Genomic DNA, 20,318 nt, shown 5'->3' on the forward strand with positions numbered 1-20,318 from the left:
AGCGTCCGTCGATCCCGTCGCCCCTCCCGACGCGGGTGACGGGATCGACGGACGCTCCGATGCGTCGGCACAGGCGGGCTAAATACGGGAAGTGGTCGGACCCGAAGGCGTCGAGCCGGTCGATGGACACCGTCTCGAAGCCCCCCTCGTGGAAGATCTGATCGAGGGGCCAGCGCAGCCAGGACGATCCCGCGTTCCAGGTCGCGACGTAGCCGTAGCCGCGGCGCGGGTCGACGAGGCCCGAGAGCCGTCGCATGCGCTCGACCGCGATCTCCCACGGGGTGGCGTTGAGGTCGCCCACCAGGATGCCGGGCTCGACGCGCTCGTTCAGGATGGTCGCGGCCGCGTAGAGCTCGGCGTCCCTGCCGAGGGACGACTGCCACGGGAGCGGAGGCTTCGGGTGGAGCCCGATTAAGTCTATGGTCTCGCCGGTCCGCATGGTCACGCCGGTGACGATGGCTGGCGTCTCCCGCTTCGCGAGATGGCGGATCTCGCCGTTGACCAGAGGCAGGCGCGAGTAGAGCTCGATGCCGTAGTAGGACCCGGTGATCCGCTTCAGGACGTTCGGCATCCGCTCTCTGAGGGGATCGAGCGCCTCGTCCCACCACGCATCCGTCTCCATCGCGAGGAACAGGTCGGGGTCGGCTTTTCGAACGGTGTCGAGCAACACTGGAGCGTTGCGGTTCCCAAGCTGGACGTTCGCTATCAGCACGGACAGGCTGCGGTCCGCCGGGCATGACTCCACGTGGCCACCCCCGTCCGGCCGGTACGGCCACAGGATTGCGACGTTGACCACCAGGGCCATAAGGACCGCTGCCAGGACGAGGCCAGTTAGCCACCGTGCCTTCGACGGGTAGAGTAGGACGCCGATGCCGACCACCATGAGGCCGATGGCCCAATGCAGGCGCGGGAAGTCGAGCAGCCGGATCGCCCACCACTCGGTCGGGACCAGGGGCAGGAGCGTGCAGGCGACCAACGCCGTGGCCGCGCAGAGTGTCACGACGTGGAGGATGCGCCGGATCACGGTACCGGCGCCATCGCCGCTCAGCGCATGTCCTTCGGGAGATGCTGGATCGGGTTCGTCCGTGACGGCGAGCCGTCACCCTGCACGGCCCCGCCCTTCATGACGTCGGTGGAGGACTGGATGGCGCTCGGCGGCGCGACGCGACCGTCGCTGCCGTCATTTGAAGAGCCCGACGGCAAGGTCCCCGGGGTGGGCTGGTCGATCCGGCTGGACGCGGACTGGGCGAACGCGGGGGCCGCAACACCGAGGCTGGCCACCACGGCCACGAGGGCGACCGCCCGGGGGATTCTGTTCGTCATTGCAGGGTGATGTCCGTTCCGGCTGCTACTGGGGCTGCGATCTTCCAGGCCCCAATGCCTCCGGATGGTCGGTGTTCCCGCCCCGACAGACACCCATTCGCGAGCGCCGGGAGGCATCGGCGCCATCTCCGCATCGTGAGTCGGAAAATTCGAATGTGTCTGAAACGTTTCCGAGAAGCGTACGTTGAGCCTCCCGATACGACCGGGGCGACGATGTCGAGGCATCGAAATGATCGTCTTCCTCAGACTATCGCCCACATATTCCCAAATGGAGAAAAGCTTTGTCGTTCCGTAATCTTGCCGCCGCGTTCGCCCTGACCTGCGTTGCCGTTCCCGCCCTGGCCCAGACGCCCGCTCCGGCCACCACCGCGCACTCCGCGTCCGACATGGGCTTGAAGATGGCCGACACGGCGACGGTGAAGCTCAAGTTCGTCACCGTGAAGCCGGCCGACATCACCTCGTCGAAGCTGATCGGCACGAACGTCTACAACAACAACAAGGAGACGGTCGGCGAGATCGAGGACCTCGTCATCGAGAACGGCAAGACCGTCACCGGCGTCATCGTCAGCGTCGGCGGCTTCCTCGGCCTCGGCGAGCGCTACGTCGTGCTCGATCCGTCGACCATCTCGGTGAGCAACAAGGACAACAAGTGGGCGGCCTACGTCGACACCGACAAGGACACGCTCAACAAGGCGCCGACCTTCGATTACTCCAAGAAGAAGTAATCCCCTGCGGGTCTGACCGGCCCCTTTGAGACCAGCGAAGGCCCGGACGCCCATTTGGTCGGCGGCCGGGCCTTTTCGTATCCCGTGTTCCCGGACCGGCGCGGTCGGAATGCCGGACATGGTCGCGCTCCGAGCTCAGGCCTTGACGCCCGACGGTTCCGGCATCCGGGTCAGCAGGAGGGCCGCGGCTGTCCCGATGGCGCTGGAGACGAGGAACGCCGCGGTGAACCCGCTGAGGTCGACGATGCTGCCGGCAAGCACGTTCGACAGGGCGATGGCAACGCCCTGGACGGTCGCGATGGATCCCGAGGCGAGGTTGTAGCGGCTCTTGTCCTCCATGAAGTCGGCAATCATCAGCGGCTTGATCGCGCTGTAGAGGCCGGTGCTGACCCCCTCCAGGGACTGGACCGCGAACAGCCAGATCGCGTCGTCGGACACCGTGTAGAGCAGAGCCCGGACCGGCAGCATTGCGAACGCGAACAGGATAATGGGCTTGCGCCCCCAGCCGTCTGCGAAACGCCCGACCATGATGGCCATGGGGAGCATCACGACCTGGGCCGCGATGATGGTGGTCGAGGTGATCGCGGCCGACCAGTCCTCGTGCGCCAAGGAGATCTTCTGGGCGACGAGCGAGGCCATCGGCCCGTTCGCCAGCTGAAACAGGAAGATCGACGCGGCGAAGATCAGGAGGGGGCGGTTGGCGAGGAGCACCTTGAGCGCGGAGCCGCTTTTCGCCTTGGGCTTTACCTCCTCGGCGAGCTCCTGACCGACGATGTCGCGCGGGATGGACAGCACCGCCGCGGCAGCGGCGAGTGACAAGGCGGGTACCAGGAAGAACACGGCCCGGTCCGGGAAGCCGTAGCCCACCAGGGCGATCAGGACCGCGATGCAGACGTTGCCGCCCCGGTACCAGGCACTGTTCCGGCCCATCCGGCGGGACAGGCGCGCTTTCGGGAAGATGCCGAGCGTGAGGCCGGCGATGGTCGGGGTGAAGCTGCTGCCCGCGGCGGTCAGGATCGTGAAGGCAACCAGCACAGGCCAGAACTGGGGCCAGATCGCGATCACCGCGGCCCCGGCCGACGCCGCCAGCAGAGCCGCCACGATGGCCATTCGCTTGTCGCGCGCCGCGTCGATGACGGCGCCGAGAGGGGCCTGCAAGCCGACCCCGATGAGACCCGCGATGGTCGTCACCAACCCGACCGTCGTCGCGCTCCATTCCCGATGCACGAGCAGGAAGACGTTGAGGTACGGCCGGAGGCCGCCGTTGACGTCGACAAGGGTCAGGTTGAGGAGGTCGAACTTGCGCGGGTGCAGGTCCCGCGCCTCCCCTGTCCCGTCCGCCGGACCCGGCCGTTCCGCGTTCCCACTCATGCTCTCATGACGCCTGCTTCCTTGCCGATGTGAGGGGGAGTGACGTCCCTGCACCGATTGCGTTCCATCGGGGCCTTTCCCATTCCCCGGTGGGACGGCGAGGGCATCGTCGGGACTCCAATCGGCTGCCGGCCGTCCTTCTGGATTTCAACCGGAATAGAATCGAGCGACAAACATGGCCGGTCGGCTCAAAGCCTTGTCGTCAGGTCCGTTAGCCAAGCCGGCGAAGCGTTCACCAGACCTGTTTCCAGCACCTTGTCGTAGCCGAGCACGATGATCGCCCCGGTGACGACGAGGATGAGCCCCAGGGCGGCCTTCAGCCCTTTGCCCACGCCCATCATCCGGTCGCGCCAACGCATCAGCACCTCGCGCGACAGGGTGCCGAGCAGCAGGAGCGGCAGGGCCGCACCGAGGCCGAACAGGAGCATGGTCAGCGCGACGGCGCCGAGGTCGCGTCCCTGCGATGCGAGCAGCGAGGCCGCCCCGAGGGTGGGGCCGACGCAGGGGCTCCAGACCGCGCCGAGCAGCACGCCGACGCCGAACTGGCCGGGCAGGCCGGCGGTCGAGAAGCCGCCGAACCGGCTCTCGGTCCAGTCGCTCACCGGTCCGGCGGCCACGGCCAGCCGCGTCTGGGCCGCCGGCACCATCAGGACCAACCCGACCAGGATCAGCATGACGGCCGCGACGGTGCGGAAGATCCCGGCGTCGAGCCCCATGGCGAACCCGACGGTGGCCACGAACAGCCCGATGGCGACGAAGGAGAGGGCCAGGCCCGCCGCGAGGGCCGCCGGGCCGAGCCTGTGCTCCGATGCCGCCGCGCCGAGCACCAGCGGCAGCAACGGCAGCACGCAAGGCGACAGCACCGAGAGGATGCCGGCAAGGAAGGCGAGGCCCAGGGCGGCGGCCATGGCGTTGCCCTAGATCGCCTCGTCGAGGAGCGACGAGATCGCCTCGGGCTTGGTCTCGCCGGCCGAGCGCCCGGTTTCCTTCTCGCCCTTGAAGGTAATGAGCGTGCTCTGCATCGTCGCGCCGAACTTCTTGACCACGTCCTTGCGTCTGTCGAAGTCGACGTCGAACACCTGGAGGTCCTTGAACCTCGGATCGGCCTCAAGCTTCGCCAGGATCGGCTTCTGGGCGGCGCAGGTCGTGCACCACGGGGCGGTGATGTGCACCAGGATCGGCTTGCCGGTCTTCTGGGCCGCCTCGAACGCGGCGGGGGTGTAGGCGGTCTCGGCGGCGATGGCGTCGGTGCCGAACAGCATGGGGGCGACGGCGAAGGCGGCGAGCAGGATGCGTCGGGTGGTCGTCATGGGTGCTGTCCTCGGAAGGGCGTATGAAGGGGGCTCAGTCAGCGACCTGGGTGATCGCGCGGTCGACGTTCACGCGGGCCGACCAGTCCTTGGCGCTGTCCTGGCCCTTGAGGGAGACGAGGCGGGCGCCGCTGACGTCGACGTTCTTGAAGTCGGCGCCCGATACGGTCGCACCGGTGAGGTTCGCCCCCGACAGGTCGGAACCCATCAGCACCACGTCGGTGAGGTCGGCATCGGTGAGGTCGGCGTATTCCAGGCGCGAGCGCCCGAGGTTCGCACCCTTCAGGTTGGCGCCCTTGAGGTTCACCGAGACGAACACGGCCCGCATCAGACCCATGGACTGGTTCTTGATGTCGGCGCCGCCCTTGAGGTCGACCAGCGTCGCCCCGGCCATGTTGGCGCCCTTGAAGTCGCCGATGGGCATCGAACGGCTGAGGTCGGCCCCGCTGAGGTTCGCATCCCGGGCGGTGATGCCGAACATCTTGGCCCCGACGAGCTTGGCGCCGCTGAGGTCGGCCTTGATGAACCAGGCCTGCTCCAGGTTCGCGCCGGACAGATCGGCGCCGCGCAGGTTGGCCTTGTTGAGGCGGGCGGTGCGCAGGTTCGCGCCCTTCAGGTTCAGGCCCGACAGGTCGAGGCCGGCGAGCGCCTTGTCGGAGAGGTCAACAGGCTTGCCGTCCGCCTTGGCGATCAGCGCCTCGACGTCGGCCCGGGTCATCTCGGCCTTCGTCATCGCGGCCGAGCCCATGTCGGCGCCCAGGAGCAAGTCCTGCTCGGCATGGGCGGGGGCAGCCAGAAAGATGGAGGCGAACAGCAGGGCGGCGAGGCGGCGCATGGATTCTCCCGTTGTTTCGCCCGGCCCGTAGGAAGCATGCGCTTCCTTATGGTGCTGCCGGAACGGTTTTTGTTCAGTTGCGACAGTGATATGAGGAGACGAGACAACCGTCTGTGACCCAGGTCACCGAAGGCTGTGGATCCAGTGTTCACGATGCATCGTCCGGGTCATGGTGGCGTTCAATGACCGCCAGCCCGGGGAGGACGACCATGCGGAGCGCCCATCAGATCGACCGCTGGATCGAGCGCTTTCCGCTGATCCGGGACTTCAGTGCCAGCCATCTTCAGATCGCACGCGGCACGGTGCATTTCCCCGTTCTTGAGGCCGGTGCGATTGCCTACGAGCTTCAGGACGCGTGTGCGGATTACCTGATGTGCATCGACGGCCGGACCCGGGTGTTCCGGATGTCCGAGGGCGGCCGCGAGATGCTGATCTACAAGGTCGGCGCGGGCGGCACCTGCGTCCTCACCACCCAGTGCCTGCTTTCGGGTGGGGGCTTTCCGGCGCAGAGCGTCGCCGAGGCCCGGACCGAGTTGGCCGCCCTCCCGTCCGACACCTTCCGCCAGTTGATGCGGGAGAGCGATGCCTTCCGGACCTTCGTCCTCGACGACTACACCAAGCTTCTGTCGGGGATGTTCGACCTGGTGGAGGAGATCGCTTGCGCTCCCCTGGAGCAGCGCCTCGCCCGGCGGCTGCTGGTCGACGCCGATGCCGAGGGGATCGTCTGGAAGACCCACCAGCAACTCGCCTCGGACGTCGGGAGTGTGCGCGAGGTCGTCAGCCGCCTCCTGGGCGAGTGGGCGGACGAGGGCCTCGTCGAGGTCCGGCGTGGCCAGGTGCAGGTCATCGACCGCGCGAGCTTGGCGGCCGGAAGATTGAATCCTTCCTGACCGGCCAAGCGAGTTCGGACGCCACCCGACATGGATACCGCCCTGCGCGTCGAACCCCGGAAGATCGAGTTCACGACCTACGGACCGGGGAAGGCCCCGGTCTGGTCGGTGACCTTCGCGATCCATGCGTCCAGCGGTTACGAGCACCTGTGCACGGTCATCGTCCCGGGGCACGGGCACGACGACGTGACCGACATCTGCTGGAGGGCGCGAGCCGAGCTTCGTCGGATCGCCGCCCTGATTTGCGACCCGCCGCCCGATCCACCGGAAGAGCCCGCGCCGGCGGCCGTCGGCAAGCGCACCAGAGGACGTCGTCCCGTACGGCTACCGTGAGGACGTCGTCCCGTACGGCTACCGTGAGGACGTCGGCCGGGTTGCCATGCCAATGACCCCTAACTACCTACTAGATGGTAGGCGCGCCGGTCCGCGTCTGATTGAGGACGGCTCCCGAGAGAGCCGCATTTGGAGGAGATCCGAAATGGAAAATTGGAATGGCTACCGCGGCGAGTTGGTGTCCACCCTGGGCCAGATGGGTCAGATCAGCCCCGAACTCCTAAGCGCGCATGACAAGCTGGCCTCGGCCAAGCCGAAGGAGCCGAAGCTCGATGACAAGACGCGGGAATTGATCGCGCTCGCCGTGGCGGTGACGACCCGGTGCGATGGATGCATCGCCTTCCATACCGACGCCGCGCGCAAGGCCGGCGCGAGCAAGGAGGAGATGGTCGAGGCATTGGGGGTCGCCGTGGCCTTGAATGCCGGCGCGGCGCTTGTCTACAGCGCCCGGGCATTCGACGCCTTCACGCGCGACGTGGGTTAAAAGGCGCGGCCGAAGGACGGCCAATTCACAGGCGGCATACGCGGCCACCTCGGGGAGAGTGGGGCGTATGCGTCTCGCCATTGCTAAGGATGCCAAACCGTCCGACCCTCATCAAAACAGAGCCTCGCCAGGTCGGTCGACTTGGCGAGGCTCTGGCGGAGTGGCGTTCAGTCCGGGATCGAACGAGCCGTCGTCGTCAGCGGCGGCAGCGACCACCCGGACCGCGATAGAGACCGGGCGGGCAACCGCGCGGCGCGCCCGTGACGGCCCGCCTCATGGCGCCGCGCGGTCCGCGGTTCAGGCGGCAGCCCCCGAACGGGCCGCGATGGGCGCCGAAGCCGCAACCGGCGCGGACCTGGACGATTGGGGCGTCGACGCCGATGCCGCCGGCCGGCATGGGAAGGGCCTGGGCTCCGCCTGCCATGAGCAGGGTCGCGAAACCGCCGACGATGAGACCTGTGAGCTTCATTCTGATTCTTTCGTTGTGGCGGGCACAGCGCGTAGGCCGTGCCCTGGGAAAGACCGCTATCCGAACCCCGATCCCGGGCATTCGGTTCACTTGGCGCGGCAGGGTCGCTCCGCGCGGACGACGCGACCGTCGTGGTCGGCGTCGAGCCGTGCGAACCGCTTGCTGGACGTGGCGTCGATCTCCTCGGCGGTGAGGAAGCCGTCGCCGTCCGCGTCGATGGCCCGGAACCGTCCGGCAGGGTCGTAGGGTCCCTTGCCGGGACGAGCGTCCCACCAGGCCGCCCATTCCGCCCGGCTGACGCGCCCGTCGTGATCGGCATCGGCCCGCATGATCCGGGTGCGGTGCCGGGCGAGGAACGTAGAGAGGTCCACGCCCGCGGCTCCCGCACCGTTCGGCGTATCCGTTCCTGCAGGCGTCTGGGCGTGGGCGGCCGTTCCCGCCAAGAACGTGGCCAGTGCCAGGCAGGCGATAGCCTTTGTCATGATCTCACCTCTCGCGTCACCGGGTCGTCCCGGGGCCGCGCCGGATGGCACGACCCCTAGCCTCGGCAGGGTCACCAACGGTGATGCCAGCCGTGGTGGCCCCACCCGCGATGGCCCCAGCCGCGATGGCCCCAGCCGACATGCCGGTAGCCGCCCCAGCGAGGACCGCCCCAACCGAACCGTCGCGGTCCGTAGAAGGCGGGCCGGAAGGCGTAGGGCCGGTAGAACACCCTTGGTCCGAGGTTGGGACGGCAGTAGCCGTAGAACCCGCGGTGGCCCCCGAGCCCGCAGCCGTCGCGGGCCTCGGCCGTGCCGGCGGTGGCCAGCGGCGCCGCCAGGCCGGCTGCCAGCAGGGCCGCGGGCAGAAGCCGCCTCAACAGGGTCGGCGCGCGTACCGCTTCCTTCGTCATCGCTTCGTCTCCCGATGCGGTGTTTCGACTGCCCGCACCTTGCCGCCGGCCTGTCGCAGGAATTTGCCGGGAAACCCCTTTTTCGTCGCGAGCCGTCGCGGGTTCGAAGGTCCCGATACATTTCGCGACAGAATCCCCCGGGGAGGCGGACGCCGCCGCGCGTTAGGGTCCAGTACGAAAGGTTCGGGACATGGACGACGCACACATCCTGGTGGTGGACGACCATCGCGACATCCGCGATCCGCTCGCGGCCTACCTGAGGAAGCACGAGCTCCGGGTCACCGTCGCCGCGGACGCGGCGGCCGCTCGCGTCGTCCTGACGGGAAGTGCCATCGACCTCGTGCTCCTCGACATCATGATGCCGGGAGAGGACGGCCTGTCGCTCTGCCGCCATATCCGGGAGGCCTACGACACGCCCGTCATCCTCCTCACCGCCCTTGCGGAGGGGACCGACCGGATCGTCGGCCTGGAGATCGGGGCCGACGACTACGTCACGAAGCCGTTCGAGCCGCGCGAACTCCTCGCCCGCATCAAGAACCTCCTCCGTCGCACGCGCGCGCTTCCCCGCACCCGGGACGAGGCCGACGGACGCAAGCTGGCGTTCGACCGCTGGACGTTGGACACCGACCGGCGCGAGCTCGTCGACGAAGCCGGCACCCCTGTCACGCTCAGCACGGCGGAGTTCCGACTGCTGTCGGCACTGACCCGGCACCCGAGGGTGGTGCTCTCGCGCGACCAGCTCCTTGACCTGACCAGCGGCCGCACCGCCGACGCCTTCGACCGCAGCATCGACAACCAGGTCAGCCGCCTCCGGCGCAAGCTGGAGCTCGACCCGGCCAATCCGGGTCTCCTCAAGACCGTCTGGGGCGGTGGCTACGTCCTAGCGGCCGAGGTGAGGATTGTGCTTTGAGGCTGGTGCCGCACTCGCTCGGCGGAAGGCTGGCGATCCTGCTGGTGTTCGCCGTCGTGGGCGCCCAGGCCGCGGCCTTCGCGATGTTCGCGCACGAGTCGTCACGGGTCGGCCGGGCGGCGGCCCGGACCCAAGTGGTCGACCGCATCGCCACGTTGGTGCGCCTGCTCGACGCGGTCCAGCCCGACACCGTCCCGGGCGTGGTCGCGGCCTACGGCTCCCCCCGCCACCGTTTCACCATCGATGCCGGCAGCCTTGTCCCGGAAGGCGCGATGGGGCCCGACGAGGCTCGGCTGGCGCGGCGGATCGACCGACGCATGAAGGACGACGCCAGCCAGGCGCGGATAGCCTTGGTCGAGCGCGACGTCGTGGAGAATGCCCCCCCGGGCCACCTGTCGGACAGGACCCAGGCCCTACGGGTCTCCGTCCGGCTCGACGACGGGCGCTGGCTCAACGCCGAGGCCCCGCTTGCACTCCGGACGCCGCCGTGGATGCGCATCGCGCTCATCCAGGTCCTTGCGAGCGTGGTCGCAGTGCTCGCTGTCGTCGCCATCGCCAGGCGCGGGATCGTCGGTCCCGTGGCGGACCTCGCCAGGGCCGCCGAGATGGCCGGTCGCGGTGCCGCCGTCGAACCGCTGCCGGAGCGTGGCCCACGCGAATTACGAACCATGACGGCGGCGTTCAACCGAATGCAGGAGCGCTCACGGGCCTTCGTCGCCGACCGCACCCGGATGCTGGCCGCCATCAGCCACGACCTGCGCACCCCCATCGCCTCGCTCTGGCTCCGGGCCGAGATGGTCGAGGACGGCGAATTGCGCACGGCGATGGTGCGTACGATCTCGGACATGGGGCGGATGGTTGACGCGACCCTGGCGTTCGCCCGTGACGATGCGCTCGCCCAGGGTAGCGGCCCGCTGGACCTCGTCGAGATGGTACGGGCGCTTGCGGACGATCACGTTGTCCTGGGGCGGGACGTGACCGTCGCGTCGCCGGCCGACCTTCTGTTCCATGGCCGGCGGGTGGCGCTGCGTCGGGCCCTCGACAACCTCGTCGAGAACGCGGTGCGCTACGGTGACAAGGCGCGGATCACCCTTGAGCGGGGGGGTGACAGCGTCCGTATCCTCGTCGACGACGACGGGCCGGGCATTCCGTCCGACAGGATCGAGGAAATGTTCGCGCCCTTCGCGCGACTGGAGGGTTCGCGTAACGCGGACACAGGTGGGACCGGTCTCGGTCTCGCCATCGCACGGTCGGCGATCCGCGCGCATGGAGGCGACGTTGCCCTGGCCAACCGGGCCGGCGGCGGCCTGAGGGCGGAGGTGAGCCTACCGGCCTAGGGGCCCGAATGCCGCGTGATGGATGGCGAGGATGTCTTCCGCAATCCCGGTGTTACGCGATCACGCCGCCCTGCAGGCCGCCGTGCTGATCACTGCCGTTTAGTTCACGGGTCGCCAATCCCACTTGCATGAGACATCGCCGGGCACGGTGAGAGGCGTCCAGTACAACCAGCAGCCAAACGGGCAGCCATTGTCGCCGTAACCCGTGCGGTGGTCCCGTGAGGCTCCAGGTGTGCTGGCGTCCAGAAAGTATCAGATCGGCTGGTACGTACGGACTATTGCCCCCCGTGCCGCCGATGCCACCTGACAGCGGGCGGATCTTTGGCCCAGGCACTACGAGGCCAACCATGCTCCGCAAGCTCCTCACGGCATTCCTGCTTCCCAGGATCATCGCCTTCGTCAGCCGGCGCTTCGGCGGCGGACGCCGACCACGATGATCGAAGCCGCGATGCGAACGCAAACAGCGTCGCGGACGTTCGCTATTCGATCCCGTCACACATCCGAACACGAACACGGCAAGGAACCGACGATGAGCAAGGGCTATCCCTCAATGACCGCGCTGCTGGGCCTGCTGGCCGTGGCTGGCTACCAGAACCGCGACAAGCTTGCCGAACTCCTGAAGGGCCACGACACCCCGTCGACCCCTTCCCTGAGCCCGAACCATGGCACCGTCCCTCCGGTCCCGAACACCGTATCGAGCACCGGCTCCACGGGCGGCATCGGCAATCTCGGCAACCTGCTCGGCGGCCTCGGCACGGCCGGCGTGGGCGGCCTGATCGCCAGCGGTCTCACGGAACTCGTCGACCACTTCACCAAGGGTGGCCACGGCGAGACCGCCAACTCCTGGGTCAACCAGGGTGCGAACCGCGATATTCCCGAGGCGGACCTGGAGAAGGCCATCGGCCCCGAAACCCTCGACGGGCTCCAGAAGCAGACCGGCCTGAGCCGTGCGGATATCCTCTCCCGACTCTCGCGCGACCTGCCGTCGGCCATCGAACGTTACGCCCAGGACGGCCGTCAGCCGGCCTGACTGAATGACGATTGGTCGGCGCCTCGGGGGTGCCGACCCTGTTTTGACCTGCCGATACGTCAGCGGAGCCTCTCATGACGGCCGTCAGGACACTGATAAACGCCAGTTCCAACGGCGACCGCTGGTTCCTCTACCACGGCGACGATCCGGTCGACGTCTTCGTCTTCCACGAACCGAACGGCCCCTCCGGCGGTACGCCGAAGCGGATCGGCATTCCGGACTTCCTCTCGACCGATGCCGGCTCCCCCGCGAGCATCGCGACCTCCTTCGGATGATCGGCTCGCTCGTCGAGGCGGGGCATTCCGAGTCGGTCACCCAGGAATCGGGACCGGAGCCCGGTGCTGCAGCCGCCGAGCCGACGCCGGGCGAGGCTGTCTCAGCCTTCTGACCCTACCTGTAAGTGCACCATGGCCATCGACTTGGTCGCCATCGCCCGGGACGTCATGAGCAGCGTGATCCCCTTCCCAACCCCTCGCGGCGCCTGACCTTTGGACCGGCTTTGACGTATCTCTCGACCGCCCTGAAAGTTGTTGCGGCTCTCTTGGCCACGGCGACCTTCCTGCCCCTGATCCCGACGAACCTGGGCTTCGTGCGCAGCCTGGATTTTCCGCGGCTGCAGATCGCCGTCGCCCTCGTCGGATGCATCGTCGCGCTTCTCGCGATATCCCGGGACGCCTCGGCGCTGGTCCTGTCGGCCGCGATGCTGGCCGCGCTGGCGCTTCAGGCCAGCCACATCCTGCCGTTCACGCCGCTGGCCGCGACCCAGGCGAAGGCGGCCGACACCTGCGATGCGGGTGACCGGGGCAGCCTGCTCGTGCTCAACGTGCTGCAATCGAACCGGGACTACGCCGTCGCCCTCGACCTGATCGAGAGGCAGTCGCCGGACATCGTGCTGTTGCTGGAGACCGATGCCGGCTGGCAATCGGCCATGGCACCCCTGCGGGTGCGCTATCCGAACCAGGTCGAGCAGCCCCAGGACAACACCTACGGCCTGCTGTTCTACTCGCGGCTTCCCCTGCGCGATCCAACGATCCGCTTCCTGCTGCAGGAGGATGTCCCGTCGCTACGAACCACCATCGTCCTGCCCGGCGGCGAGGCGGTGACCTTTCACGGCCTGCATCCGCGGCCGCCCCATCCGGGCCACAGCAGCGCGCCGCGCGACGCCGAGCTCGTGATGGTCGCCAAAGAGGTAGCGAAGACCAAAGGTCCGACCATCGTCGCGGGCGACCTCAACGACGTGGCCTGGTCGCGAACGAACCAACTTTTCCAGAATCTCAGCGGCCTGCTCGACCCCCGTCAGGGGCGCGGCCTATTCTCGACCTTCCACGCGCAGTATCCGGTCGCCCGCTGGCCGCTCGATCACGTCTTCTTCAGCGAGCACTTCCTCCTCGCCGACATGCAACGCCTGGGCGATATCGGCTCGGATCATTTCCCGATCTCGGTCAGCCTGTGCCGGGCACCTCATGCCCCTGCGCGACAGGACGCCCCCGAGGCCTCGAAGGAGGACCACCGCGACGCCCGGGAAGCCATCGAGGCGGTGCAGTGATGCGCTAGGTTAAAAGGGCCAGGAACAACCTGCCCGCGAACGACCGGCGGCTTTGCCGTTCCCGTTCGGTTCGATTACGTTGTGCACGCTCAGGGGGCGGGCGGCGATGTCCGCAGCGCGATCCGTCGTATCCGTAGCCCCCCGACAGGAAAACCCGGGATCATGGAACCAGCAGAAGCCTGGAGAATGACCGACAGCCTCCACGCCGAACACGGCAAGGGAGACCCTTTCGCGGCCGCCATCCGGGCGACGCGCATGGCAATGATCATCACCGACCCCCGTCTTCCCGACAATCCCATCGTGTTCGTCAACGATGCGTTCTGTAAGCTCTCTGGCTACGACCGCTCCGAGATCATGGGGACGAACTGCCGTTTCCTTCAGGGGCCGGATACCGACCGGGAAGACGTCCGCCGCATTCGCGAGGCCGTCGCCGAGCGTCGTGACATCGCCGTTGATTTGCTGAACTACCGCAAGGACGGCACCTCGTTCTGGAACGGGCTCTACATGAGCCCGGTCGTGAACGAGGACGGCGAGGTCCTGTACTTCTTCGCCTCCCAGCTCGACATCACCCATCGGGTCGATAACGAGCTTCAGATCCGGAACGAGAAGGCCGCCGTCGAGCGCCAAGTGGTCGAACGGACGCGAGAGCTCACCGAGGCGCTGGCCGCCAAGACGATGCTGGTTCACGAGGTCGACCACCGCGTGAAGAACAACCTGCAGATGATCTCATCGCTGCTTGGGATGCAGGCCCGCACCATCGCCGACCCTGACGCGCGGGAGAAAATGCGGATGATGCTGGACCGCGTCGAGGCGCTCGGCACCGTCCATCGTCAACTCTACGACTCCGGCAACGTCACGCGCTTCGACGTCGCCGATTGCGCCCGCGAGCTCGTCACCGACCTCGTCCACGGAAGCGGGCGTAACGAGATCCGCCTCAGGCTGGAACTCGAATCCGTCGTCATCGCCGTCGACAAGGCCGCTCCGGTGGCGCTGATGCTGAACGAACTCGTGACCAATGCGCTCAAGCACGCCTTTCCGGATGGCCGGGCGGGCAAGCTTGTCGTCAGCGTCGAACCGGACGGGGCCGACGTGCGGCTCGACGTCAGGGACGATGGCGTCGGTATCTCCGGACGCTCCATAGACCCGAAGTCTTTCGGGCAGCGTTTGGTCAAGACCCTGGGGCGCCAACTCGGCGCCACCATCGAATGGCTGCCGGCCGATCCCGGCACCCGCGTCGCCGTGCGGTTCCCGAACGGTGCGGGCAAGGAGCCGGTAAAGCCATGAGCGACCCCCTTCGTATCCTCATCGTCGAGGACGAGGCCCTGATCCTGATGCAGCTGGAAATGCTGTTCGAGGATGCCGGGCACGAGGTCGTGGGCACCGCCGTCTCGGAAGAGGAAGCGGTTGCCCTCGCCATCGAGACGAGGCCTGATATCGCCTTCGTGGACGTGCGTCTGAAGGACGGCACGTCCGGCATGAAAGCCGCACGGGCGATGCGCGACATCGCCGGTCTGACCGTGGTTTTCTTGACCGCCAATGTCCGCATGCTGCCGGACGACCTCGACGGGGCGGCGGCCGTCATCCCGAAGCCTTTCTCCGAGAAGGTGTTCGGGGCGGCGCTCCCGTTCCTTGAGGAATGCGTCCGGCGTCCCCCGCCATCCATGGATCGCCCCCCGGGCGTGCGCTTGGCGCCCTGGTACCTGGAACGGATCGGTCTCCGCGCCGCCCAGGCCGCCGCGGAACTGCCGTGAGCTTGAAGACACCCGCCGTACGGACGGCAACCGACATCGCCTACGACGACCTGTCCACGGAAGCGCTGGAAAGGCTCGCTGAGAGTGTCGTCTGCGTCGACGACGCCGGCATCGTCCTCGCCTGCAACGGCGCTGGTGCGACCCTCGTCGACCTTGCCGCGGAGGCGATACTAGGCAGAGATTTCTTCAAGGACCTGGCGCCGGGTACCAACGTCCCGCGCGGCTACGGACGCTTCCTGGCCGGCGTGCGGGGCGGCGGCGTCGACGCGCGCGGCACGTTCGCCTTCGACCGGCAGCCCCGTCCCGTCCGGGCGGACCTGCGCATGGTCTCGGCCGCCCGACCGGGTCGCCATTGGATCACGATGGCCCCTCTCGCGGACGCGACGCGGATCGAGGGCGTCGCCGTGGTGGAACGGCGTTCGCGCGCCCAGGCGGTCGATCCGACCCAATGCGAGCGCGAACCGATCCACATCCCAGGCTCGATCCAGCCCGAGGCCGTCCTGCTGGTCGCGGACTTGGATCTCCGCATCGTCGCCCACAGCGCGAACGTGGACGACGCGCATCTCCCTTCAGGGGAGCCCCTGATCGGCCTCGGGCTCGATGCCGTTCTGCCGGCCTCGTTCGTCAAGCGGATCGGCGCCGCGCTGGCTGCCGACGGACTGACGGAAGGGAACGCCGTCGACCGGACCATCCGCTTCGCCGGGGAACCCTTCCTGGCCGTCTGCCATGCCCATGCCGGCCGGGTTCTCGTCGAGTTGGAACCGGTCCCCGAGCGGCCCGAGGATTTCGGTCCGGCGCGCCCGGTACGGACCGGGGTCGCGGTCGCACGCCTGCGGGCCGCGGACACCATCGCGAAAATCGCAGCCACCGCCGCGCGCGAGATCCGCGCCATCACCGGCTTCGAGCGCGTGCTGATCTATCGCTTCGATCCCGACTGGAACGGCGAGGCCATCGCCGAGGACAAGTCGGCGGACTGGCCCCGCTCCCTGCTCGGGTTGCACTTCCCGGCCTCGGACATCCCGGCGCAGGCGCGTGCCCTCTATCTCCGGTCGCGCATCCGGTTCGTGACCGACCGTGACGCCGCGCCGGTGCCGATCCTTGCCGACGCCGACCACGACGGCCCCGTCGACCTGACCTTCGTCCAGCATCGCTCGCTGTCGCCGATCCACCTGGAGTACCAGCGCAACCTCGGCGTCAACGGCTCGATGTCCGCGTCCATCATCGTGGGCGGATCGCTCTGGGGCCTGGTGATCGGGCACCATCGGCGGCCACACTACGTCAGGCCAGCCATGCGCGGCGTCACCGCGCTGCTCGCCGACGCCTTCGCGATGCGGCTGCAGGAGATCGAGGGACGCACCCTGTGGGAGGACCAGCAGGCCCACCTCGCCACCCAGGTGCACCTCGTTCGCAAGCTGACCCAGTCGGACGACTTCGTCGATGCCCTCACCTCGGGCGACATCACGATGCTCGACCTGTTCGATACCAAGGGCGCCGCAGTCGTCTCGGACGGCCGGGTGACCCTTATCGGCAAGGCACCCCCGGCCGAGGACGTGCTGGCGTTACGCGACTGGCTGGCCCATGCCCGGCCGCCGGCCGAGACAGGCTTCGTCACCCATCGCCTTTCCTCCGAGTACGCGCCGGCTGCGGCTTACGCCGAGGTGGCCAGCGGGCTGATCTCGGTGTTCGTCGATGAGGCGCGCGACCACTGCCTTATGTGGTTCAAGCCGGAGGCTCCAAGCACCGTCTCGTGGAGCGGCGACCCGCGGAAGTCCGTCGAGCCTGGCAGGGACGCCGCCATCATCCTCCCGCGGCGCTCGTTCGAGCGCTGGGTGGAGGAACGGCGCGGCCAGTCGAACCGGTGGGCCACCTGGAAGGTCTCGTTCGCCGCGTCCCTCGCCCAGGTCGTCGAAGGCGTGGTGCTGAGGCAGCGTCGCCGGATCGACGAGTTGACGGTCCTGCTGGCCGAGAAGGAGCGCCTGCTGGAGCAGAAGGACGTCCTGAGTCGGGAGATCGACCACAGGGTCAAGAACTCCCTCCAGATCGTCTCGGCCTTCCTGCAGATGCAGCAGCGCCAAACCGAGGACCCAGCAGCCAAGCAGGCATTCGCCGAGACGTCGGCGCGCGTCATGAGCGTCGCCCGGGTCCACGACAGCCTCTACCAAGCAGAGAACATGGAGGAGGTCGACCTCGGACAGACCATCGCGGTGCTGTGCCGCGACCTGTCGGGGATGGCAGGCGACGGCCAGACGGTGGGCATCGTCACCGACGAGAAGGTCATGGTGCCCTACCGCAAGGCGGTGGCGCTCTCCCTGATCGCGACCGAGCTCGTGACCAACGCCTTCAAGTACGCCACGACCGAGGCCGGCAAGGCGAAGGTCGAGGTCAGCATCGTCGCCCAGGAAGACGGCGGCGTGCGGATGCGGGTCTGCGACGACGGCGAAGGCCTGCCCGAGGGATGGGCCGACCGGAAGCCCAAGGGCACAGGTCTCGGGATGCGGCTCGTCCGGGCGATGCTCGACCAGATCGACGCCCGGCTAGAGGTGTCGAACGATCCCGGTGCCTGCTTCATCGTCCACGCCTGACGGGCGGTATGCGGGATCGCCCGTGGAGCTAACGGCGGATAGACATGGTCCGCCGCTCCACGGCCACCCTCAGGATGCGCGACAGGTCGGCGACCGAATACGGCTTCCGCAAAAGTTCGAATCCGTGCGTGCCGTGCTCCGCCAGCACGTGGCTGTAGCCGGACGCCAGGACCACAGGCATGTCGGGCATCTGCTGGCGGATTTTCTCCGCGAGCTCGATCCCGTTCATGCCGGGCATGACCACGTCGGAGAAGACGATCTCGAAGCGGTTCGGGGTCACCGCGAGTTCAGTCAGCGCCTTCTCGGCATCGGTCGCCCAGACCGTCTCGTAACCAAGCTCCGTCAGCGCCTGGGCCGCGAACGCGCCCACTTCGTGGTTGTCCTCCACCAGGAGCACGCCGGTGCCGTGACCATCCGCGAGCATCTCAGGCTCCGGCTGCTCGTCGACCGCCGGCGCATTGCCGGTGGCTTGCGGTAGGTACAGGGTGAAGGTGGTGCCGCGCCCGACCTCGCTCTCGGCGACGACCTCGCCGCCCGATTGCTTTGCGAAGCCGAACACCTGGGACAGCCCGAGGCCGGTCCCCTGTCCGACGCCCTTGGTCGTGAAGAACGGCTCGAAGATCCGATCCAGGATGTCCTGGGGGATTCCGGCGCCGGTATCGGTGATCGAGACGGCCACGAAGTCCCCGTACCGCGCCGGATGCGCCCTTGCCGCCGGCACCCTCTCCACCGGCCGGACCCGGATCGTCAGCCGACCCTCACCTTCCATCGCGTCACGGGCGTTGACCACCATGTTGACCAGCGCCGTGTCGAACTGGCTCGGGTCGGCGTCGATCAGGCACGGATGCACCCGGCCCTGCGCATCCCGACACGGTTCGACGACGGTATCGACCTGGATGCGGGCGCCGGTCAGCGTGCGCACCATGTCCGCGACGGAGCCGACGCCACGCCCGACGTCGAACACCTCGGGTTGGAGGGCCTGGCGCCGGGCGAAGGCCAGCAATTGGGCCGTCAGCTTGGCGGCGCGGGCCACCGTGTCCGAGATGGCCCCGATGTAGCGGGTGCGGCGCTCCTCGGCGAGGTTCGGGCGCTTGAGCAGGTCTGTGGACGACTTGATGACCGTCAGCAGGTTGTTGAAGTCATGCGCCACGCCCCCGGTGAGCTGCCCGACCGCCTCCAGCTTCTGCGACTGGCGTAGCTGGTCCTCCAGGGCCTTGCGCTCGGTGATGTCGCGTCCGGCCGCGTAGAAGTGGTCATCGCGCGGGATCGCGTTCCAGGACACCCAGCGGTAGGCTCCATCCTTTGTCTGGACCCGCACGTCGACGTCGTCGAGCACCTCGCCCGCGATGACGCGTTCGAACGCCCGCCGCGCGGCCTCCCTGTCGTCAGGATGGACGAAATGGTCGAACCGCGCCCCGACGATGTCGCTCGGCGCCCACCCCAGCATCGTCGCCCAGGTTTCGTTGCCGGAGCGGAATAGACCGTCCATTCCGCAGACCACGAACAGGTCGCGGCTGGCCCGCAGGAGCATGTCCCGCTCCTCGGTGCGGTCGCGGGCCGATGCCTGGAGATGGTCCTCCAGCCTGCGCCGGTCGGTGATGTCGTTGAACAGGATCGCCACCCGCCGCCGCGCGAGATCGCCGATCCGCAGGGCATGGACGTCGAACCATCGGCCCAAGGAGACCGCGCCGCTCTCGAAGCGTACGGACCGACCGGTCATCGCCACCTCGCCGTAGGTGTCGAACCACTGCCGTTCGAGATCGGGAACGAGGTCGCGGACCCATCGCCCGGTCGCGCCATGGAGGCCGGTGTGGCGCTCGAAGGCCGGGTTGACCTCGACGAAGCGGTAATCGACCGCCCGTCCCTCCGCGTCGTACCGCATCTCGACGATGCAGAATCCGGCATCGACCGCCTCGAAGAGGGCCTGGTAGCGCGCCTCGCTCTCGGCGAGACGCTCCTCCTCCGTCCGGAAACGGGTGACATCCAGCTGGCTGGCGAAGAAGTAGCGCAGGCTCCCGTCCGGGTCGTAGACCGGGCTGACGTAGAGCTCGTTGCGGAACGGCGTGCCGTCCCGGTGGTAGTTCAGGATCTCGACGACCACGTCCCGGCGTGCCGCTATGGCGTCGCGCACCTTGGCGACGTCGGCCGGGTCGGTGTCAGGCCCCTGCAGGAAGCGGCAGTTCTTCCCGATCAGGTCCTCCGCCCCGTAGCCGCAGAGGTCTTGGAAGGCGCGGTTGGCGAAGACGATGGGGTTGTCGGGAAGGTTCGGGTCGGTGACGATCTGCGGCATACGGGTTTTCTCCGCCGCCGTGAACAGAAGGTCGGTCCCGGCCGCCGAGGTGCGCTCGGCGCCGGTCGGAGCATGGACGTGGCTTTCGTTGCGTTCCCGAAGGCGGGCGTTCTCTGCTTTCGCCTCGCGCAGTTCGCGACGCAGCGCCTCGATTTCCGATTCCATGTCCGTCCTGTTCCGGCCAAGCGCCGCACCAAGCCTGGCCGCACCGTCTCCCAACGAGCGGCCGGAGGTTCTGCT

General features: G+C 68.0%; 22 protein-coding genes. 12 read left to right on the forward strand and 10 right to left on the reverse strand.

The window, feature by feature from the left end; genetic code table 11:
* Both MFF30_RS18190 and MFF30_RS18195 read right to left on the reverse strand, forming a co-directional pair.
* A partial coding sequence (locus MFF30_RS18190) for an endonuclease/exonuclease/phosphatase family protein (protein WP_238280890.1) occupies positions 1–1,024 on the reverse strand: 1,024 nt, incomplete at its 3' end.
* Between the two features lie 20 nt (positions 1,025–1,044).
* Positions 1,045–1,323: a hypothetical protein gene (locus MFF30_RS18195; RefSeq protein ID WP_238280891.1), complete on the reverse strand. Its 279-nt coding sequence runs from the start codon at positions 1,321–1,323 to the stop codon at positions 1,045–1,047.
* Positions 1,324–1,604: 281 nt separating this feature from the next.
* Here MFF30_RS18195 and MFF30_RS18200 point away from each other — a divergent pair, with 281 nt between their 5' ends.
* Positions 1,605–2,048 carry a PRC-barrel domain-containing protein gene (locus MFF30_RS18200; RefSeq protein WP_306424592.1) on the forward strand — a complete coding sequence of 148 codons (444 nt, stop codon included), beginning with the start codon at positions 1,605–1,607 and terminating at the stop codon, positions 2,046–2,048.
* Between the two features lie 135 nt (positions 2,049–2,183).
* Here the strand turns inward: MFF30_RS18200 and MFF30_RS18205 are convergent, their stop codons facing one another.
* From MFF30_RS18205 to MFF30_RS18220, 4 genes are all read right to left on the reverse strand, one after another.
* Positions 2,184–3,419 (reverse strand): MFS transporter, encoded by a 1,236-nt coding sequence (locus tag MFF30_RS18205; protein WP_238280892.1) that lies wholly within the window; start codon positions 3,417–3,419, stop codon positions 2,184–2,186.
* 188 nt (positions 3,420–3,607) lie between these two features.
* On the reverse strand, positions 3,608–4,327 hold the full coding sequence (locus MFF30_RS18210; protein WP_238280893.1) for a cytochrome c biogenesis CcdA family protein: 720 nt from the start codon (positions 4,325–4,327) through the stop codon (positions 3,608–3,610).
* Between the two features lie 9 nt (positions 4,328–4,336).
* Entirely contained in the window at positions 4,337–4,729 is a 393-nt protein-coding gene (locus MFF30_RS18215) for a thioredoxin family protein (RefSeq protein ID WP_238280894.1), read from the reverse strand.
* A 34-nt stretch (positions 4,730–4,763) separates the two neighbouring features.
* On the reverse strand, positions 4,764–5,564 hold the full coding sequence (locus MFF30_RS18220) for a pentapeptide repeat-containing protein (RefSeq protein WP_238280895.1): 801 nt from the start codon (positions 5,562–5,564) through the stop codon (positions 4,764–4,766).
* 209 nt (positions 5,565–5,773) lie between these two features.
* On the opposite strand from MFF30_RS18220, the gene MFF30_RS18225 reads away from it, so the two are divergent.
* From MFF30_RS18225 to MFF30_RS18235, 3 genes are all read left to right on the forward strand, one after another.
* Entirely contained in the window at positions 5,774–6,454 is a 681-nt protein-coding gene (locus tag MFF30_RS18225; RefSeq protein WP_238280896.1) for a Crp/Fnr family transcriptional regulator, read from the forward strand.
* Positions 6,455–6,484: 30 nt separating this feature from the next.
* Complete coding sequence (locus MFF30_RS18230; RefSeq protein ID WP_238280897.1) at positions 6,485–6,787, forward strand: hypothetical protein; 303 nt, start codon at positions 6,485–6,487, stop codon at positions 6,785–6,787.
* A 145-nt stretch (positions 6,788–6,932) separates the two neighbouring features.
* Positions 6,933–7,271: a carboxymuconolactone decarboxylase family protein gene (locus MFF30_RS18235; RefSeq protein WP_238280898.1), complete on the forward strand. Its 339-nt coding sequence runs from the start codon at positions 6,933–6,935 to the stop codon at positions 7,269–7,271.
* 196 nt (positions 7,272–7,467) lie between these two features.
* On the opposite strand, the gene MFF30_RS18240 is transcribed toward MFF30_RS18235, so the two are convergent.
* The 3 genes from MFF30_RS18240 to MFF30_RS18250 all read right to left on the reverse strand — a co-directional run bounded on the left by MFF30_RS18240 (position 7,468) and on the right by MFF30_RS18250 (position 8,632).
* Positions 7,468–7,740, reverse strand: coding sequence for a GCG_CRPN prefix-to-repeats domain-containing protein (locus MFF30_RS18240; protein ID WP_238280899.1), 273 nt, complete (start codon positions 7,738–7,740; stop codon positions 7,468–7,470).
* Between the two features lie 86 nt (positions 7,741–7,826).
* Positions 7,827–8,222: an EF-hand domain-containing protein gene (locus tag MFF30_RS18245; RefSeq protein WP_238280900.1), complete on the reverse strand. Its 396-nt coding sequence runs from the start codon at positions 8,220–8,222 to the stop codon at positions 7,827–7,829.
* Between the two features lie 71 nt (positions 8,223–8,293).
* Positions 8,294–8,632 (reverse strand): GCG_CRPN prefix-to-repeats domain-containing protein, encoded by a 339-nt coding sequence (locus MFF30_RS18250; protein ID WP_238280901.1) that lies wholly within the window; start codon positions 8,630–8,632, stop codon positions 8,294–8,296.
* Positions 8,633–8,822: 190 nt separating this feature from the next.
* Here MFF30_RS18250 and MFF30_RS18255 point away from each other — a divergent pair, with 190 nt between their 5' ends.
* The 8 genes from MFF30_RS18255 (at position 8,823) to MFF30_RS18290 (ending at position 17,788) form a co-directional block, all read left to right on the forward strand.
* Entirely contained in the window at positions 8,823–9,542 is a 720-nt protein-coding gene (locus MFF30_RS18255) for a response regulator (RefSeq protein ID WP_238280902.1), read from the forward strand.
* A gap of 5 nt (positions 9,543–9,547) precedes the next feature.
* Positions 9,548–10,879, forward strand: a complete 1,332-nt coding sequence (locus tag MFF30_RS18260) for an ATP-binding protein (RefSeq protein ID WP_238280903.1) — start codon at positions 9,548–9,550, stop codon at positions 10,877–10,879.
* A gap of 529 nt (positions 10,880–11,408) precedes the next feature.
* Complete coding sequence (locus MFF30_RS18265; RefSeq protein WP_238280904.1) at positions 11,409–11,909, forward strand: YidB family protein; 501 nt, start codon at positions 11,409–11,411, stop codon at positions 11,907–11,909.
* Positions 11,910–11,983: 74 nt separating this feature from the next.
* A complete protein-coding gene (locus MFF30_RS18270) occupies positions 11,984–12,184 on the forward strand; it encodes a hypothetical protein (RefSeq protein WP_238280905.1) in 201 nt (66 codons plus the stop codon).
* Positions 12,185–12,408: 224 nt separating this feature from the next.
* Positions 12,409–13,455 carry an endonuclease/exonuclease/phosphatase family protein gene (locus tag MFF30_RS18275; RefSeq protein WP_238280906.1) on the forward strand — a complete coding sequence of 349 codons (1,047 nt, stop codon included), beginning with the start codon at positions 12,409–12,411 and terminating at the stop codon, positions 13,453–13,455.
* A 186-nt stretch (positions 13,456–13,641) separates the two neighbouring features.
* A complete protein-coding gene (locus MFF30_RS18280) occupies positions 13,642–14,739 on the forward strand; it encodes a histidine kinase dimerization/phosphoacceptor domain -containing protein (RefSeq protein WP_283205918.1) in 1,098 nt (365 codons plus the stop codon).
* Complete coding sequence (locus tag MFF30_RS18285) at positions 14,736–15,206, forward strand: response regulator (protein ID WP_238280907.1); 471 nt, start codon at positions 14,736–14,738, stop codon at positions 15,204–15,206. Before MFF30_RS18280 ends, MFF30_RS18285 begins: the two co-directional genes overlap by 4 nt.
* Entirely contained in the window at positions 15,203–17,788 is a 2,586-nt protein-coding gene (locus tag MFF30_RS18290) for a histidine kinase dimerization/phosphoacceptor domain -containing protein (RefSeq protein ID WP_373320936.1), read from the forward strand. The genes MFF30_RS18285 and MFF30_RS18290 overlap by 4 nt, the downstream gene beginning before the upstream one ends.
* Before the next feature lie 28 nt (positions 17,789–17,816).
* Here MFF30_RS18290 and MFF30_RS18295 read toward each other — a convergent pair whose 3' ends face one another.
* Positions 17,817–20,243 carry a PAS domain S-box protein gene (locus tag MFF30_RS18295; RefSeq protein WP_238280908.1) on the reverse strand — a complete coding sequence of 809 codons (2,427 nt, stop codon included), beginning with the start codon at positions 20,241–20,243 and terminating at the stop codon, positions 17,817–17,819.
* Between the last annotated feature and the right edge of the window lie 75 nt (positions 20,244–20,318).

Source organism: Methylobacterium goesingense, from assembly GCF_022179225.1.
Taxonomy (GTDB): domain Bacteria; phylum Pseudomonadota; class Alphaproteobacteria; order Rhizobiales; family Beijerinckiaceae; genus Methylobacterium; species Methylobacterium goesingense.